The sequence below is a fragment of the Citricoccus sp. SGAir0253 genome, from assembly GCF_005877055.1.
Lineage (GTDB): Bacteria > Actinomycetota > Actinomycetes > Actinomycetales > Micrococcaceae > Citricoccus.
In genome coordinates, this window is the sequence record NZ_CP039424.1 from 497908 (window position 1) to 514659 (window position 16752).

At 74.9% G+C, this 16752-nt stretch carries 12 protein-coding genes; 7 read left to right on the plus strand and 5 right to left on the minus strand.

What is annotated here, in order from left to right; genetic code table 11:
• The first annotated feature begins 164 nt into the window (after positions 1–164).
• Complete coding sequence (locus E7744_RS02240; RefSeq protein ID WP_137772713.1) at positions 165–1337, plus strand: MalY/PatB family protein; 1173 nt, start codon at positions 165–167, stop codon at positions 1335–1337.
• 42 nt (positions 1338–1379) lie between these two features.
• Positions 1380–2573, plus strand: coding sequence for an amidohydrolase (locus tag E7744_RS02245; RefSeq protein ID WP_137772714.1), 1194 nt, complete (start codon positions 1380–1382; stop codon positions 2571–2573).
• Between the two features lie 71 nt (positions 2574–2644).
• On the opposite strand, the gene E7744_RS02250 is transcribed toward E7744_RS02245, so the two are convergent.
• Entirely contained in the window at positions 2645–5194 is a 2550-nt protein-coding gene (locus E7744_RS02250; RefSeq protein ID WP_168199726.1) for a penicillin acylase family protein, read from the minus strand.
• Between the two features lie 445 nt (positions 5195–5639).
• Here E7744_RS02250 and E7744_RS02255 point away from each other — a divergent pair, with 445 nt between their 5' ends.
• Genes E7744_RS02255 through E7744_RS02270 form a run of 4 tightly spaced genes read left to right on the plus strand, consistent with a single transcriptional unit; the run spans position 5640 to position 10179 of the window.
• Positions 5640–6494, plus strand: a complete 855-nt coding sequence (locus E7744_RS02255) for a Rieske (2Fe-2S) protein (protein ID WP_137772716.1) — start codon at positions 5640–5642, stop codon at positions 6492–6494.
• Between the two features lie 40 nt (positions 6495–6534).
• Positions 6535–8325: a glycoside hydrolase family 15 protein gene (locus tag E7744_RS02260; protein ID WP_137772717.1), complete on the plus strand. Its 1791-nt coding sequence runs from the start codon at positions 6535–6537 to the stop codon at positions 8323–8325.
• A gap of 49 nt (positions 8326–8374) precedes the next feature.
• Entirely contained in the window at positions 8375–9430 is a 1056-nt protein-coding gene (locus E7744_RS02265) for a glucose 1-dehydrogenase (protein ID WP_137772718.1), read from the plus strand.
• Positions 9427–10179: a ZIP family metal transporter gene (locus tag E7744_RS02270; RefSeq protein ID WP_137772719.1), complete on the plus strand. Its 753-nt coding sequence runs from the start codon at positions 9427–9429 to the stop codon at positions 10177–10179. The genes E7744_RS02265 and E7744_RS02270 overlap by 4 nt, the downstream gene beginning before the upstream one ends.
• Here E7744_RS02270 and E7744_RS02275 read toward each other — a convergent pair.
• A complete protein-coding gene (locus tag E7744_RS02275; protein ID WP_137772720.1) occupies positions 10135–11118 on the minus strand; it encodes an NAD(P)-dependent oxidoreductase in 984 nt (327 codons plus the stop codon). The genes E7744_RS02270 and E7744_RS02275 overlap by 45 nt on opposite strands.
• Positions 11115–12848: a dihydroxy-acid dehydratase gene (locus tag E7744_RS02280; protein ID WP_137772721.1), complete on the minus strand. Its 1734-nt coding sequence runs from the start codon at positions 12846–12848 to the stop codon at positions 11115–11117. The genes E7744_RS02275 and E7744_RS02280 overlap by 4 nt, the downstream gene beginning before the upstream one ends.
• Positions 12849–13140: 292 nt before the next feature.
• Between E7744_RS02280 and E7744_RS02285 the strand changes: the two genes are divergently transcribed.
• Positions 13141–14424, plus strand: coding sequence for an MFS transporter (locus E7744_RS02285; protein ID WP_246858513.1), 1284 nt, complete (start codon positions 13141–13143; stop codon positions 14422–14424).
• A 79-nt stretch (positions 14425–14503) separates the two neighbouring features.
• On the opposite strand, the gene E7744_RS02290 is transcribed toward E7744_RS02285, so the two are convergent.
• Positions 14504–15712, minus strand: a complete 1209-nt coding sequence (locus E7744_RS02290) for a cytochrome P450 (protein ID WP_137772723.1) — start codon at positions 15710–15712, stop codon at positions 14504–14506.
• 22 nt (positions 15713–15734) lie between these two features.
• Complete coding sequence (locus E7744_RS02295) at positions 15735–16745, minus strand: PDR/VanB family oxidoreductase (protein WP_137772724.1); 1011 nt, start codon at positions 16743–16745, stop codon at positions 15735–15737.
• Between the last annotated feature and the right edge of the window lie 7 nt (positions 16746–16752).

The following is a 16752-nucleotide window of genomic DNA, read 5'->3' on the forward strand; positions in this document are numbered from 1 at the left end:
CGGCGCCGGAGCCCTTCGCGCTCGTCCCGGCGACCGTGGCATCGACGGCCCCACCCACGCGGTGAGGGCTGCCGATGCAGTGGGTACCGTGATGTTCACACCCTGCCCACGGGGCGGCCCGGCCGCCCCGTGCCCGGCTCCCCTTCCCCTGCCCGAGGACCACCATGACACCCCTGCCCGACGCCTTCCGGATGACCGAGGACGAGCTGCGCCGGCTGGGCAGCAAGAAGTGGTCCACCCCGCCGGGGGTGATCGCCTCCACGGTCGCCGAGATGGACTTCGGCATCGCCGGCGAGGTGGCCGAGGCCCTCGACGCGCGGGTGCGCAGCGGGGCCCTGGGGTACCTGCCGGAGGCAGAACAGCAGGCGATGTCCCGGGCCTGCGCGCAGTGGTATCGCCGGGCGTACGGGTGGGAGGTCCCCGCGGAGTGGGTGCGGCCCCTGCCGGACGTGCTGCGCGGCCTGGAGGTGGCGATCGAGCACTTCTCCTGGCCGGGCTCGGACGTCGTGCTGCTGACCCCGGCCCACGTGCCGTTCCTCTCGATCCCGGGTCGGCTCGGCCGGGCGGTGCGCCAGGTGCCCCTGCTGCGGGCCGCCCCGGGGGAATGGGCGATCGACCTCGAGGCGGTGGAGGCGGCCCTGGCCCGCGGCGGCGGCCTGGTGGTGTTCTGCAATCCGCACAACCCGGTGGGCACGGTGTACCGGCGCGAGGAGATGGCCGCCCTGGCCGAGGTCGTCGAGCGCCACGGCGCCCGGGTGTTCTCCGATGAGGTCTACGCCCCGCTCGTCTTCGAGGGGCACCGGCACGTCCCGTACGCCTCCGTCTCCCCGGCCGCGGCCGGGCACACGGTCACGGCCACCTCGGTGTCCAAGGCCTGGAACCTGTCCGGACTGAAGTGCGCGCAGCTGATCCTGTCCAACGAGCGCGACGCCGCCCGGTGGAGCGAGATCGCCTTCCTGCCCGAGCACGGGGCCGGGCTGCTGGGGGCGGTGGCGACGACGGCCGCCTATACCCGGGGCCATGACTGGCTGGCCGCGGTGCTCGAGCACCTGGACGGCAACCGCACCCTGGCCGGCCGCCTGGTGGCCGAGCACCTGCCCGGGGTCGACTACGTCCCGCCCCAGGGCACCTACCTGGCCTGGCTCGACTGCACCGGCCTGGACCTGGGACCGGACCCGGCCGCGTACTTCCTGGAGCACGCCCGCGTGGCCGTCAACGACGGCGCGGACTGCGGGGCCGCCGGCCGGGGCCACGTCCGCCTGAACCTGGCCACCCCACGCCCGATCCTGGCCGAGACCCTCGAACGCATGGGCCACGCCCTGGCCGCCCGCCCCTGACCCCGGGCCCGGTCCGCGCGGCCGTGCCCTACGGTGGCTGGCATGACCCAGACTGTTCTCACCGACGTGCGCCCGTGGGGCCACGAGCCGGCCGACATCATCATCGAGGACGAGACGATCACCGCGGTGGTGCCCGCCGGGCGCGCCGACACGGGGGACGCGGCCACCGTCATCGACGGGCGCGGCCTGCTCGCCCTGCCCGGCTTCATCAATGCCCACGCCCACGCGGACAAGAGCTGGTGGGGCCGGCCGTGGGTGTCCTACGGCGGGGAGGCCACCACGGCGGGCCGGATCGCGCACGAGCGGGCCGAGCGGGGCCGGTACGGCATCCCCAGCGCGGACGGCGCCGAGCGGCTCCTGCGCGAGTTCCTGCGCCACGGCACCACGGCCACCCGCTCGCACGTGGACGTGGACCCCGGCGTGGGCCTGGACGGCATCGCGGCCGTGCGGGAGGCCGAGGCCCGGCTCGGCGGGGCGGTACAGGTGGAGATCGTGGCCTTCCCCCAGGACGGGGTGGTGCGCCGCGAGGGCGTCCTGGACCTGCTCGACCGGGCCGCGGCGCAGGGCGCCGAGAACATCGGCGGACTGGACCCGTGCCTGATCGACCGCGACCCGGTGGCCCAGCTCGACGGGCTGTTCCGCGTGGCCGAGCGGCACGGCTGCGGGCTGGACATCCACCTGCACGCCGGCGGGGAGCTCGGGGCGTTCGAGTACGAGCTCATCATCGACCGCACCCGCCGCACCGGCCTGCAGGGCAGGGTCACCGTGGCCCACGGCTTCGCGCTGGGCGAGCTGCCCGCCGCCCGGCAGGCCGCCCTCGTGGAGCAGTGCGCCGAGCTGGGGATCTCCTGGTCCACGGTGGCCCCGATCGGCACGGCGCCGCTGCCCTGGGCGGCCATGCGAGAGCACGGCATGGGGCTCGGGCTGGGCACGGACGGGGTGCGGGACCTGTGGTCGCCCTACGGGGACGGCGACCTGCTGCGCGTGGCCCTGGACTTCGCCCGCCTGCACGGGGCCCGCCACGACGAGGACCTCACCGCGGTCGCCCGGCTGGCCACGAGCGGCGGGGCCGCCTTCGTGCACCGCGCCGAGCAGGACCTGGTCCCCGGGGCGCGCGCCGACGTCGTGCTCCTGGAGGCCGAGAACGTCCCGGACGCGATCGTGCGCGCCCCGGCGCGCTCGATGGTCCTCTCCGGCGGCCGGCTGGTGGCCGACGGCGGCCGCCTGCTCCTCTAGGACCCGCCCGGCCCGCGGGACCCTCGTCCCGCGGGCCGGGCGTCCGGTGCCCGGCTGGCAGCCGGTCGCCCTCAGCGGGCGGCCGCCACCGCCCCCTCCGGGGTCAGCACGGTGGTGGACTCCGCCGCGGCGTCCACGGCCTCGGGGGTGAGGTGCTCGTCCTTGCACTCGAAGTCCCCGTACATCTCCAGCTGGTCGCTGTAGTGCGGGGAGAGCGTGCCGTCCGGGGCGATGAACCCGCTCTGTCCCGGAGGGGCCACGGTGCACATCTCGGCCTCGGCGCCGTCGAGGTGGACCATGTCGTTCTCGGTGCCGCGGTTCATGTAGTCCAGGGCCGTGAACCGCTCGTCCTTCCCGGCCTGGTCCACGCCGATGAAGTTCTGGTGGCTGAACGTGTGCTGGGCCATGGGGGCCTTCCAGTCCGCCGGGTCGGTCCCGTGCTCGGCCTCGAGCTGCTCCACGGCCTGCAGGTAGGTCTCGGCCAGCACGGTGGGCCCGTCCTCGCCGCCGAAGAGGTCCACCCGCTGCTCCACGCCGGCCCTCTTCCCGAGCAGGGCGTTGACCACGAGCTTGGTGCCGTTGGCCGGCCGGGCCACGCCGGACGCGGGGTAGATGGTCCTCGCGTACTGCTGGTAGACGGACTCCGGCAGGTCGTCGGCGAGGACCTCCTCGAACAGGCGCGGCAGCCAGGCCCGCATGAGGGCCGGTTGCGGATCGTCATAGAGCCCGTCGCCGTCGTCGTCCCGGGCCTGGCCGTCCCAGTCCAGCACGAGGTCGATCAGCTCGCGCTCGCGGCCGTGCGGGTGGTACCGGCGGGCGGCCTGCTCCAGGTAGGGGCGCAGGTAGCGGATGTTCAGGTCCGCGAAGCTGGTGGTCTCGAGGATGTCCCAGGACTCCTCCGGGGTGAAGGTCTTCTGGGACTCCAGCTCGGCGAGGATCTCGTTCACCCGGTCCACCGGGGCCCAGTTGCCGCTGTCGCCCACGGCCCCCGGGCCGGCCTGGTTGTTCCAGTTGGCGATGTAGCCCTGCTTCGGGTTGTACGCCTGCGGGTTCTCCGAGAAGTCCCGGATGCCCTCCCACTCCATGGACCCGTCACCGGTGGCGGGGATGCGCGCGTCCTGGCCCTCGGGGCGGTCCGGCATCCGGCCGGGGGAGACGTAGCCGATGTTCCCCCCGCGGTCCGCGTAGTACCAGTTGATGCTGATGCCCATCCTCTTCGCCTGGGCGAGGTACTCGTCCCAGTCCCGGGCCTTGGTGACGTCCACCCAGGCCATGAGCGACTGCACCTCGGTCCCCGTCCAGGACCGCTTCTTGGCGTACGCGGTGTGGTTCTCGCGGTCGATGCTCGTCACCGTGCCATGGACGGTGGAGTAGACGGTGTGGGTGACCGGGTCACCGCCCTTGACCTCGATCGTCTCCTGCCGCTGCTCCATCTGCCGCCACTGGCCCTCGTACCGGTACTGGGTGGGGTCCGCGGGGTTCAGCTGCTCCTGGTAGACGTCGTTGACGTCCAGCGGGCCGGCGGTGGAGCCCCAGGAGATGTGCCGGTTGGTGCCGAAGATGACCGCCGGGTAGGCGAAGGGCGTGTTGCCGGTGACGTCGTAGCCGGCCCCGTGCAGGCCGATGCCGTACACGTAGGAGGGGTTGAACCAGCCGAACTGGGGGCCGTTGACCAGCGTGGACCCGCCGCCCTCGGTCTTCTCCTCCCCGGTGATCCACAGGTTGGAGGCCTCCGGGCGGTCGCCGGGGGCGGTGCCGCCGCCGTTGGCGCGCATCCGCTCCACGCCGTCGTCGCTGAGGTCCGGGTCGATGGGGGACAGGCCCGACGCCGTCACCCCCGCGGGTGCCGCGGCCCCGGCTCCCAGCGCGCCGGGCAGGCGGTTGGGCTTCTTCACGTCCTGGCGGGGCTGCGTGGTGGGGGCGTTGGTGTCCTCGGTCCACAGGACCTGGTCGAACAGCGCGCGGCCCTTCTCCTCGCCGTGCTCGTCCACGAGGGCCTGCAGGGTCTGCAGGTTGGCCACCTCGCCGGTGGAGTCGGAGAAGCGGTTGGCCATGGTGCCGATCCAGATCATCGCCACGTCGTAGGCCGTCCACTCCCGCGGGGTGAAGCCGTGGTCGGAGAACTGCTTCGGCAGCAGGGTCTCGGGGCTGTCCGCGATCTCCTCGAGGTGCCGGTTCATGCCCTCGGCGTAGCCGGCCAACACGTCCAACTGCTCCTGGGGCAGGTCCTCGAGCTGGGCGCGGATGGCAGCCGGGTCGAAGGTGGCTCGGGTGCGGCGGTCGATCTCCACGTAGTCCGGGCCGAGCACCTCCGCCGAGGTGCCCAGCACGGCCCGGCGGGCCATCTCCATCTGGAACAGCCGGTCCTGCGCGACCACGTAGCCGTAGCCGTAGAACAGGTCGAAGGTGGTGTCCGCGTAGACGTGCGGGACGCCGTACCCGTCCCGCTTGATGGTGACGTCCTCGGTGGGGCGCTGCACCGCGGCGTCGGTGGCGACGCCGGCCCGGTCGCCCGGGGCGGTGAGCGGGCCGGCCATCGGGGCGGCGACCGCCGGCGAGAGGGCGACCAGGGACAGGGACAGGGTGAGCGCGACACCGGCGGTGCGCGTGGCGTTGTTCATGCGTGAGTACCTCAGTGGGGTGCGTACGGCGAGCGACCGCGCGCCCGGTGCGCGGCGCGCGCCGGACGGCCTCGGCGTGGCGCCGCGGGGGTGGTGGGGCGGCTCACCGACCGTTCGGTCAGTGAGCCGCGTCACAGGAGAGTAGCAACCTGTTTCGTTCAGTGCAACGCGGTTGCAGTGAGCGCCTCGGCGCGTGCGCCGGCGCGGGGAAGGCGGCTCCGGCCCGAGGGCCCGGAGACCGGCCCGCGTGCGCCCCGGGCCAGCCACCCTTGTCCTCCGCCGACGGCCGGGCGGACACTGGGGCTTCCTTGCCCCTGACGAGGGCAGGGAGTGCCCCGCCCGCTGGGCCCGCCGGCACGGCATGCCCGCACGGCACGCGCCCACCGGATCCCGGCCCGCCGGGGCGAGGGCACGGACAACGAGCGGTGACGCCGAGGAGGTCTTCATGAGCCTGATGAACGAGCTGGTGCGGAACGTGGAGCGCTGGCGCGCCCTGGACACGGTCGGCCGGCCGGTGGCCGCCGCCGTCGGGAAGGTGGTGCGGCCCGCGCCGGTGCGGAACCTGCTCAGCGGCACCCTGCTGGGCCACCCCCTGCACCCGGTCCTCACGGACGTGCCCATCGGCGCCTGGTTCATGGCCGGGCTCGTGGACCTGGTCGGCGGGCGCGAGGCCGAGCCTGTCGCGGACCTGCTCGTGGCCACCGGCATCGCCGCCGCGGTCCCCACCGCCGCCGCGGGGCTGAACGACTGGTCGGACACGCGGGGGCGCCAGAACCGCGTGGGCCTGGCGCACGCCGTCGCCAACAGCACCGCCCTGGCCCTCTACACCGCCTCCTGGCTGGCGCGCCGCCGCGGCCGGCGCCTCGGCGGGAAGGTCCTGGCCCTGGCCGGCCTCGGCTCCCTCACCACCGGCGCCTATCTCGGCGGGCACCTGAGCTACGCCCAGGGGGTCAACGTCAACCGCACCGCCTGGCGCAGCGGCCCCCGGGAGTGGACCGCGGTCCTGGACGAGGCCGAGCTCGTCCCCGGTACACCCCGGAGGGTGGAGGCGGGGGACGTCTCGGTGCTGCTGGCCCGCGTGGGCGGGGCCGTCACCGCGGTGGACAGCGTGTGCTCGCACCTGGGCGGCCCGCTGGAGCAGGGCACGATCGTCGACGGCTGCGTCACCTGCCCGTGGCACGGCAGCACCTTCCGGCTGGCCGACGGCGCCGTGGTCCGCGGCCCGGCCAGCTCCCCCCAGCCCGCCTACGACGTCCGCGTCCGGGAGGGGCGCATCGAGCTCCGCGCCCGGCCGTGGTGAGCGGGGCCGTGAAGCGCGGCGCCGGGGAGCGGAGCGCGTGATGGCCCAGGCGATCGAGGACTACGGCGTCATCGGCGACCTGCACACCATGGCCCTCGTGGGCCGCAACGGGTCGATCGACTGGCTGTGCCTGCCGCGGTTCGACGCGCCGGCGTGCTTCGCCCGGCTGCTCGGGGACGAGGAGAACGGCTTCTGGCAGCTCGCCCCGGCCGCCGGCGGGACGTGCACCCGGCGGCGCTACCGGGGCGAGACCCTCGTGCTGGAGACGGAGTGGGACACCCCGGAGGGAACGGTGCGCGTGGTGGACGCCATGCCCATGCGGGACCGCGCCACGGACGTGGTGCGCGTGGTCGAGGGCGTCTCCGGCCGCGTGCCGATGCGGATGGAGCTGCGGCTGCGCTTCGACTACGGCCGGATCGTGCCCTGGGTGCGCCGCCGGGACGGGCTGCTCTCGGCGGTCGCCGGCCCGGACGCGGTCTGGCTGGACACCCCGGCGTCCCTGCACGGCGAGCGCCTCTCCACGGTGGCCGAGTTCGAGGTGGCGGCGGGGGATCGGGTCCCCTTCGTGCTGACGTACCACCCCTCCCACGAGAGCGCCCCGGCCCGGCGGGACGCGATGGAGCGGATCCGGCACACGGAGCGGTTCTGGACGGACTGGATCACCCGGGCGGACTACGAGGGACAGTGGCAGGACGCGGTGAGCCGGTCCCTCCTGCTGCTCAAGGCCCTGATCTACGCGCCCACGGGCGGGATCGTGGCCGCGGCCACCACCTCCCTGCCGGAGGGGATCGGCGGCGTCCGGAACTGGGACTACCGGTTCTGCTGGCTGCGGGACGCGACCTTCACCCTCCAGGCCCTGCTGGGCACCGGGTACGTCAAGGAGGCGGGCGCGTGGCGCGACTGGTTGCTGCGCGCCGTCGCGGGAGACCCGGCGGACCTGCAGATCATGTACGGGATCGACGGCACCCGGCGGCTGGCCGAGCTGCGGCTGGACTGGCTGCCCGGCTACGAGGGCTCGGCGCCGGTGCGCACCGGCAACGCCGCGGCCGGACAGTTCCAGCTGGACGTGTGGGGCGAGGTGCTGGACGGGCTGCACGTGGCGCGCCTGTCCGGGCTGTCCTCCCAGGCCGAGGCCTGGGACCTGCAGCGGGCCCTGCTGGACTTCCTCGAGGGCCACTGGCAGGAACCGGACGACTCGCTGTGGGAGATGCGCGGGGGCCGCCGGCACTTCGTGCACTCCAAGGTCATGGCCTGGGCCGGACTGGACCGGGCGGTGCAGGCCGTGGAGCGCTTCGGCCTGGAGGGGCCCGTGGACCGGTGGCGGGCCCTGCGCCGGCAGGTCCACGAGGAGGTCTGTGCCCGGGGGTTCGACCCGCAGCGCGGCACCTTCACCCAGTCCTACGGCTCGCGGGGGCTGGACGCGGCCCTGCTGCTCATCCCGCAGGTGGGGTTCCTGCCCTGGCACGACCCGCGCGTGGCCGGCACCGTCGAGGCCGTCCAGCGCGAGCTCGTCCGGGACGGGTTCATGCTGCGCTACGACCCCGAGGCCGACGGCGGCGTGGACGGGCTGCCTGGGGGCGAGGGCGCCTTCCTGGCCTGCAGCTTCTGGCTGGCCGACGCCCTGCACGGCATCGGCCGCACCGGCGAGGCCCGGCGGCTGTTCGAGCGCCTGCTGGGCCTGCGCAACGACCTCGGGATGCTGTCCGAGGAGGTCGACCCCGCCACGGGCCGCCACCTGGGCAACACGCCCCAGGCGTTCAGCCACGTGGGACTCGTGAACACCGCGCGGCACCTGTCCGGCACCCACCCGGCCACGGACGCCCCCGCCTGACCCGCCCGACCAGCCCGACCAGCCCGACGTGCTTGAGAGGATCCTCGCCATGCGTGCACTGACCGTCATCCCGGAGCAGTCCGGGTCGCTGTCCGTCCAGGACATGCCCGAACCGGACGACGGCGGCCGGGTCCAGGTGGACGGCCTGCTGCTCGGCGTGTGCGGCACGGACCACGAGATCGCCCGCGGCGACTACGGCTGGGCCCCGCCCGGGGACGGTCGCCTCGTCCTGGGCCACGAGTCCCTCGGCCGGGTGCGCTCCGCCCCCGAGGGCTCGGACCTGGGCGCGGGCGACCTCGTCGTCGGCGTGGTGCGCCGGCCCGACCCCGTCCCGTGCGGGGCCTGCGGCCACGGCCAGTTCGACATGTGCCGCAACGGCCAGTACACCGAGCGCGGCATCAAGCACCTGCACGGCTACGGCAGCGAGCGGTGGCAGGTGGAGCCCGACTACGCCGTCCGCCTGGACCCGGGGCTGGGGGACGCCGGGGTGCTGATGGAGCCGACCAGCGTGGTGGCCAAGGCCTGGGACCAGGTCGACGCCATCGGCCACCGCTCCTGGTTCGAGCCCCGCCGGGTGCTGGTCACCGGGGCCGGCCCCATCGGCCTGCTCGCGGCGCTGCTGGGCGCCCAGCGGGGCCTGGACGTGCACGTCCTGGACCGGGTCACCGACGGGCCCAAGCCGGGCATCGTCCGGGACCTCGGGGCCACCTACCACTCGGGGGACCCGGACGAGGTGGCGAGGGACCTGCAGCCGGACGTGACCCTCGAGGCCACCGGGGCCGCTCCCGTGGTGCTGGCGGCCATGACCCACACCGCCGCCTACGGGATCGTCTGCCTCACCGGCGTCTCGGCCGCGGGCCGCACCATCCGGATCGACGCCGGCGCCCTCAACCGGGAGATCGTGCTGGAGAACGACGTCGTCGTCGGCTCCGTCAACGCCAACCTCGGCCACTACGCCGCGGCTGCCGAGGCCCTGTCCCGGGCCGACGCCTCCTGGCTGCACCGGCTCATCACGCGCCGGGTGCCCCTGCACCGGGCCCCGGAGGCCTTCGAGGCCCGGGACGACGACATCAAGGTGGTCATCGACCTGCAGGACGCGGGATGACCGGGATGCTCACCGCCGCCGGCTGGGGGCTGTTCGCCGGGGCGGCCCTGCTCGTCGGGGCCGCCGTCGCCTGGTTCATCCGGGTCCCGCCCAAGGTCGTCGGCTCGGTCATGGCCTTCGGCTCCGGCGTGCTGGTCTCCGCCGTGGCCTTCGAGCTGTTCGAGGAGGCCGCCCGCACCGGCGGGCTGTGGTCCGCGGTGCTCGGCTTCGCCGGCGGCGCGGCCGCGTACATGCTCGCCAACATGGTCCTGGCCCGCTACGGCGCCCGGCACCGCAAGCGCTCGCAGGACCAGCAGCCCTCCCGGGGCGAGCAGTCCGGCAGCGGGCTGGCCATCGCCCTCGGCGCCCTGCTGGACGGGATCCCGGAGTCCCTCGTGCTGGGCATCAGCCTGCTCGGCGGCGGCGGGGTCAGCGCCGCCGTGGTGGCCGCCGTCTTCATCTCCAACCTGCCCGAGGGCCTGTCCAGCGCCGCCGGCATGAAGAAGGCCGGCCGCGGCGCGGGGTACGTGTTCGGGGTGTGGGGAACCATCGCGCTCGTCAGCGCCGTGTCCGCGGGCGCCGGCTACCTGCTGCTCGGCTCGGCCCCGGACGGGGTGATCGGCGCGATCACCGCGATCGCCGGCGGGGCCATCCTGACCATGATCGCGGACACCATGATCCCCGAGGCGTTCGAGATCACCCACGCCTGGACCGGGCTCATCACCTCAGGCGGGTTCCTCCTGGCCGCCGCCATCAGCTGGCTCGGCTGACCCGCCGGCCCCCGCCCCGTACGCCTCGGCCAGGGCCGCGAACCCCGCCTCGGGGTGCGCGGCGGCGGCGGCCTCCCACGTGCGGCGGATCCCGGGCAGCAGGGTGCTCTCGACGCCGGCCCCGGCCAGGGCCTCGTCCGCGAGGTCCAGGTCCTTGAGGAACTTCTCCAGCCCCGCGCCGTCGGGCCGGACGGAGCCGCGGACCGCGTCGGTGAACTGCAGCTCCAGGCGCCGCGAGGCCGCCCAGCCGCCCATGAGGGCCTCCAGCGCCGCGTCCGGGTCGACGCCCAGGACCCGGACCAGCGCCGCCGCCTCGGCCGCGGCCACCGAGTGCGCCGCGACGAGCAACTGGTTGACGATCTTGAGGGCCACGCCCGCCCCCGGCCCGCCGACGGGCACGATCCGCGCGCACGTGGCCTCGAGGTAGGGCCGGGCCGCGGCGAGCGCCGCGTCCGTCCCGCCGCACATGGCCACCAGCGTCCCGGTGGCGGCACCGGCCGGGCCGCCGGAGACGGGCGCGTCGACGTACAACACCCCGCGCGCGGCCAGGGCCGCCGCCACCGCCCGCGACGTCGCCGGGTCCACCGTCGCGTGCTCGATGACCAGTCCGGCCCGCAGCGCCGGGGTCGGGCCGCCCGTTCCGTCCGCCCCGACCGGTCCTGGACCGCCGTCCGGACGTGCCTCGACCGCCGACCCGGCCGGGCCGCCGTCGGACCCGAGGAAGACCTCCCGCACCGCCGCCGCGTCCCGCAGGCAGCTGACCACGACGGGGCGGGCGAGCGCCTCCGCGAGCGTCCCCACGGCGAACCCCGCGTCCCGCAGTTCCCGCGCCCGTTCGGGCCGGCGCGCGCCGACGAGCACGTCGTGCCCGGCCCCACGCAGGCGGGCGGCCATGGGCTCGCCCATCGCCCCGGCCCCGAGGAACCCGATCTCGCTCATGCGTCCCCCTCCGCCGCCGACTGCTCGGTCCCCTCCGGGACGGCCACCAGGAAGTCCAGGTCGCAGCCCTCGTGCGGCTGCAGGGCGTGCCGGGCCTGCAGGCGGGCGAAGCCGCGCGCGGGCAGCGGCGGCGGGGGCGCCGGCTCCCGGGCGGCGAACTCGGCCGCGGGCACGCAGTGGTCCAGCGTGCCGGCCTCGGCGTCGATCACCACCTGGTCCCCGGTGCGCAGCCGCGCGAGCGGCCCGCCGACCGCGGACTCGGGGCTGACGTGCAGCACCACGGAGCCGGTCGAGGTCCCGCTCATCCGCGCGTCCGAGATCCGCACCATGTCCCGCACCCCCTGCCGGTGCAGCCGGGCCGGGATGGGCAGGTGCCCGACCTCCGGCATCCCCGGCGCCCCGACCATGCCGAGCCCGCGCAGCACCAGGACGGTGTCCGCCTCCACCTCCAGATCCGGGTCGTCGATCCGGGCGTGCAGGTCCTCCAGCCCGTCGAACACCACCACGCGCGCCCGGTGCCGCGCCGGCGCCCCGGCGGCCAGCTTCATGACGCAGCCGTCCGGGGCGAGCGTGCCGCTCATCAGGCGCAGCGCGCCGCGGGGTGCCACCGGGTCCTGCTCCGTGCGCAGGGCCGGGTGGTCCGGGCCCGCGAGGACCGGGGGAGTGGCGGCCAGGACCTCGCCCCAGGTGCGCCCGTCCGCGGCGGGGGCGCCGGCGTGGATCCGGTCACCGAGCCGGCGCAGCACCTCGACCACCCCGCCGGCGGCCTCGAGGTGCTCGAGCAGGTACCGACCGCCGGGCCGCACGTCCGCCAGCACCGGCGTGGTGCGCGACCACTCGTCCAGCCGGTCCCGGCCGATCCGCAGCCCGGCCCGTCCGGCGATCGCCTCGAGGTGGATCACCGCGTTGGTCGACCCGCCCAGCGCCGTGATCGCCCGGAACGCGTTCTCCAGGGACTCCAGCGTCACCCGGGTGCCGGGGGCCTCCCCGCGCCCGACGGCGGCCACGATCGCCTCCCCGGTGCCCCGCGCCACCGCGCGGCGGGACCGGCTCGCCGCCGCCGGCAGCGTCGAGCCCGGCAGGGCGAACCCGAGCACCTCGGCGACCGCCGCCATGGTGGTCGCGGTGCCCATGACGTTGCAGGTCCCGACCCCCACGTTGACGCCGCCCTCCAGCTCGGCCCAGGCGCCGTCGTCGAGCGCCCCGACCCGGCGCTGCTCGCACAGCGGCCACACGTCGTCCACGGTGAACTCGCGGTTGTCCCCGACGCAGGACACGGGGCGCGGGCCGGCGGCGAGGACCATGGCGGGCAGCCCGGCGCTGAGGGCGCCCATGAGCTGGGCGGGGATGGTCTTGTCGCAGCCGCCGAGCAGGACCACGCCGTCGATGGGCGAGGCGCGCACCATCTCCTCCACGTCCATGGACATCAGGTTGCGCAGGTACATGCTGGAGGGGCGGGAGAACGGCTCCGAGAGCGAGATGGTGGGGAACTCCAGGGGCAGCCCGCCGGCCGCGCGGACCCCGGCCTTGACCTCCTGGGCGAGCGACGCCAGCCCCGCGTTGCACGGGTTGAGCTCGCTCGCGGTGGTGGCGATGCCGATGACGGGGGAGCGGCGCACGTCCTCGGCGCTGAAGCCCTCCCCGCGCAGGAACGCCCGGTGCAGCAGGCCGTCCTGGCCCTCGCCGCGGAACAGTGCCCCGCCGCCGCGGTCGATGTGCTCCTGGGACATGCGCGTCCTCCCCGGGTCCGTGTGCCTGGGGACAGTGAACCACGGGAGGCCGCCGTCCTCACCCGCGTCCTCACCGGCGTTGCGCGGGGCGGACAGTACCGTGGGGGTGCAGGGCGGTCCGCGCGCTGCGTGGACGAAAGAAGGCGCCGTGCGATTCCCCGCTCCCCGTGACCGACAGGGTGACTCCCCGGCGCGGGAGGGCACGCCGCCGGCCGGGGGCCGCCCGGGCCGGCGGCAGCGCCGGGACCGCCGGGGCCTCGGGGGACTGCGCCGGAGCGGGGGGACCGTGCCGGTGGCGCTGGCCGTCGTCGCCGTCCTGGCCGCGTCCATCAACCTGCGCGCGGGCATCGCCTCCCTCGGCCCCGTGCTCGGGGACGTCCTGGGCGCCCTCGACGCCGCCGGGTGGCTGGCCGGGGTGGTCACCGCCATCCCGGGGCTCTTCTTCGCGCTCATGGGCCTCGCGGCCGTGCCGCTGGCCCGACGGATCGGGCTGAGCGGGGCGCTCACCGCCGGCATGGTCCTCACCCTCCTCGGCTTGGCGGTGCGCCCCTGGGTGGGGGACATCTGGGTGTTCATCGTCCTCACGGCGTCCGTGGTGGCCGGCATCGCCCTGGCCAACGTGCTGTTGCCGGCGTGGATCAAGAACCACGGACGGCACCGCACGGTGACGCTGATGACGGTCTACGCCGCGGTGCTGGGCGTCTCGGGCGCCATCGGCCCGTTGAGCGCGCTGCCCTTCCACGGCGGGGACGCCTGGCGGTGGGCGCTGTTCGTCTGGGCGTCGTTCGCCGCCGTGCAGGTGGTCGTGTGGGTCGTCGTCACGGCGCGCACCGGCTTCGACTTCCCCTCGCTCACGGTCACGCCGGATGCGGCGGGCGCGCCGGACGCGCCGGGCGCGGCGGGCGCGGCGGGCGCGGCGGGGGTGGCCGGGACGGGCGCCGCCGGGGCGGCCGGCGCCGGTGGCGGGGCCGGCCGGGCCCGGGGGTCGCTGTGGCGGGCCCCGACGGCCGTGTTCCTCATGGCGTTCTTCGGCCTGCAGTCGATGAACGCCTACGTGCAGATGGGCTGGCTGCCGCAGGTCTACGTGGACAGCGGGGCCCCGGCGTCCGTGGGGGCGATCGCCCTGGCGCTGATCGGCGCGCTGAACATCGTCGGCGGCCTGGTCATGCCCGTCATCATCAGCCGGGTCCGCAACCTGACGGTGTTCCCCGTGGTGTTCTCCGCGCTCTCGGCCGCCGGGTACCTCGGGCTGCTGTTCGCGCCCGCGGCCATGCCGCTGCTGTGGGCGTTCCTGCTCGGCATCGGCGGCTTCTGCTTCCCCACCGCGCTGGCCCTCATCGCCGCCCGTAGCCGGACCGCCCTGGTCACCGCCCGGCTGTCCGGGTTCGTCCAGCCGTTCGGCTACTTCGTGGCCGCGGCCGGCCCCCTGCTCGTGGGCATCCTCTACGACGTCACCGGCCAGTGGACGGTGATCCTGTGGGCGCTCGTCGCCGCGACCGTGGCCATGGCCATCACCGGCGTCCGGGCCGGGCGCCTGGGGTACATCGACGACGAGCTCGAGGCCTCCGCACGTTAGACACGGCCAAGCCCGACGCCGGCCGCTCGAGGCGAGCGGCCGGCGTCGGGCCCATGGCACCCCGGAGGGGGCCGGTGGGTCAGGCCTTCGGGACCAGCCGCAGCGGCATGCGCGCGAAGCCGCGCAGCACGTTGTGGATCCACGGGGTGGCCTCGCCGGTCGGCTCGATCCGGTCCACGCGCTTGATGAGCGCCTGCAGCATGAGCTCGATCTCGGCGCGGGCGATCGGCTGGCCCACGCACTGGTGCAGGCCCATGCCGAAGGCCACGTGGCCCGAGGCGTTGCGGTCCAGGTCGAACACGTCCGCGTCCTCGCCCCACTTGCGCGGGTCGCGGTTCGCGGCGCCCATGAACAGCAGGACCTTCGAGTCCGCGGGGATGTGCACGCCGCCGATCTCGGTGTCCACGGTGCTGGTGCGGTGGAACATCTGGAACGGGGACTCCAGGCGCAGCGCCTCGTCCACCGCGAACTTGGCCAGCTGCGGCTTGGCCTTGAGCTTCTCCCACTGCTCGGGGTGCCTGGCCAGGTTGTACAGCGTGTTGCCGATGCCGAAGATCGTGGTGTCCACGCCGGCGGACAGCAGCGCCCGGACCAGCAGGGTGGCCTGCTGGGGCTCGATCCGGCCCTCGTCCGCGACCTTCCAGATGTCCGCGCCGAGGCCGGTCGTGGTCAGGTTCTCCCGCTCGCAGCTGTCCATGATCCAGGCGGCCACCCGTTCGCCCTCCTCGAACGCCGCGGCGCGGATGTCGTTGTCCGCGCCGAAGGCGTTGAAGACCATGGAGCCGTAGGGCAGCAGGTTCTCGCGGCCGTCCGGGCGCAGGCCCACGGCGTCCGGGAACACCTTGAGCGGGTAGCGCTCGGCGATGTCCACGATGCCGTCCACCTCACCGCGGCCGGCGACCTCCTCGGCCAGCTCCTCGGCGAAGGGGGCGAACTGCTCGCGCAGCCGGCGCATGGTGGACGGGGAGATGACCCCGGCCAGCCCGCGGCGCATCACGGTGTGCGTGGGCGGGTCGGACTCGAGGATCGACGGCGGGCGCCACTCGGCCTCCTTGCGGATGTCCTTGGGGCCGAGGCCGCCAGACGAGCAGTAGGACTCGAAGTCCGTGAGGATCTCGTAGACCCACTCGTAGCGGGTGACGGCGTAGCAGCCGTGCTTCTCCAGCCACACCACGGGGCCGGCCTCGCGCAGCTTCTCGTGCAGCGGGTAGGGGTTCGAGATGTTCTCGAGGGTGAAGGGGTCGTCCGGCAGGGAGACGACGCTGGTGGGGGTCATGGTGACGGTCATGGCTTCTCCTGGGGGCGTCGGGTCAGAGGTCGAGGACGAGCTTGGGGCACCCGGCGGCCGCGCGGGAGACGCAGACCATCATCGAGTCGCCGAACTGCTTCTCGTCCTCGCTGAGGATGGCGTCGCGGTGCTCCACCTCGCCGCTGACCACGCGGGTCTCGCAGGTGCCGCAGATCCCGCCGCGGCACGAGGACAGCACGCGCACGCCCTGTGCCTCCACGGCCTCGAGCACGGTCTGGTCCGGGGTGACGGTGACGGTGGTCCCGGTCTGGGTCAGCTCGACCTCGAACGGCTCGCTGCTGGCCCCGGCGTCCAGGCTCGCGGCCACGAAGCGCTCAGTGTGCAGGACCCCGGGCGGCCAGCCCATGCAGTAGTCCTCGATCACGCGCAGCAGCGGCTCCGGGCCGCACGCGTACACGAGCATCTTGGCCCGCGGCAGGGCGAGCAGGCCCTCCAGGTCGATCCGGCCCACCTCGTCCTCGGGGAACAGCAGGATCCGGTCCCCGTACCGCTCCACGAGCTCGTCCGCGAACGCCATGGACGCCCGCGAGCGCCCGCCGTAGGCCAGCCGCCACTCGCGGCCGGCGGCCTCGGCGGCCTCGATCATCGGCAGGATCGGGGTGATCCCGATGCCCCCGGCGATGAACAGGTACTTGCGCGAGTCCACGAACGGGAAGTTGTTGCGCGGCCCGTTGATCCGGATGACGTCGCCCTCGGCCAGGCCCTGGTGGACGTACCGCGAGCCGCCGCGGGAGTCCCGGGTGTGCAGCACGGAGACCTGCAGGCGGCTGCGGTCGGCCAGCGGGGAGCACAGGGAGTACTGGCGCACGTGGTCCGGCAGGACCAAGTCGATGTGGGCCCCGGGCTCCCAGCGGGCGAACTCCGAGCCGTCCAGGGTGCGCAGCGTCAGGCGGCGGACGCCCTCGGCGACCTCCTCGAGGCGCTCGACCACGACCTCCTCGAGCTCGTGCCCGAAGCGGCCGGTGGACCCGGCCTCGGCGGCCAGGGCGGCGGTGTCAGGGATGGTCTGCATGGTGCCT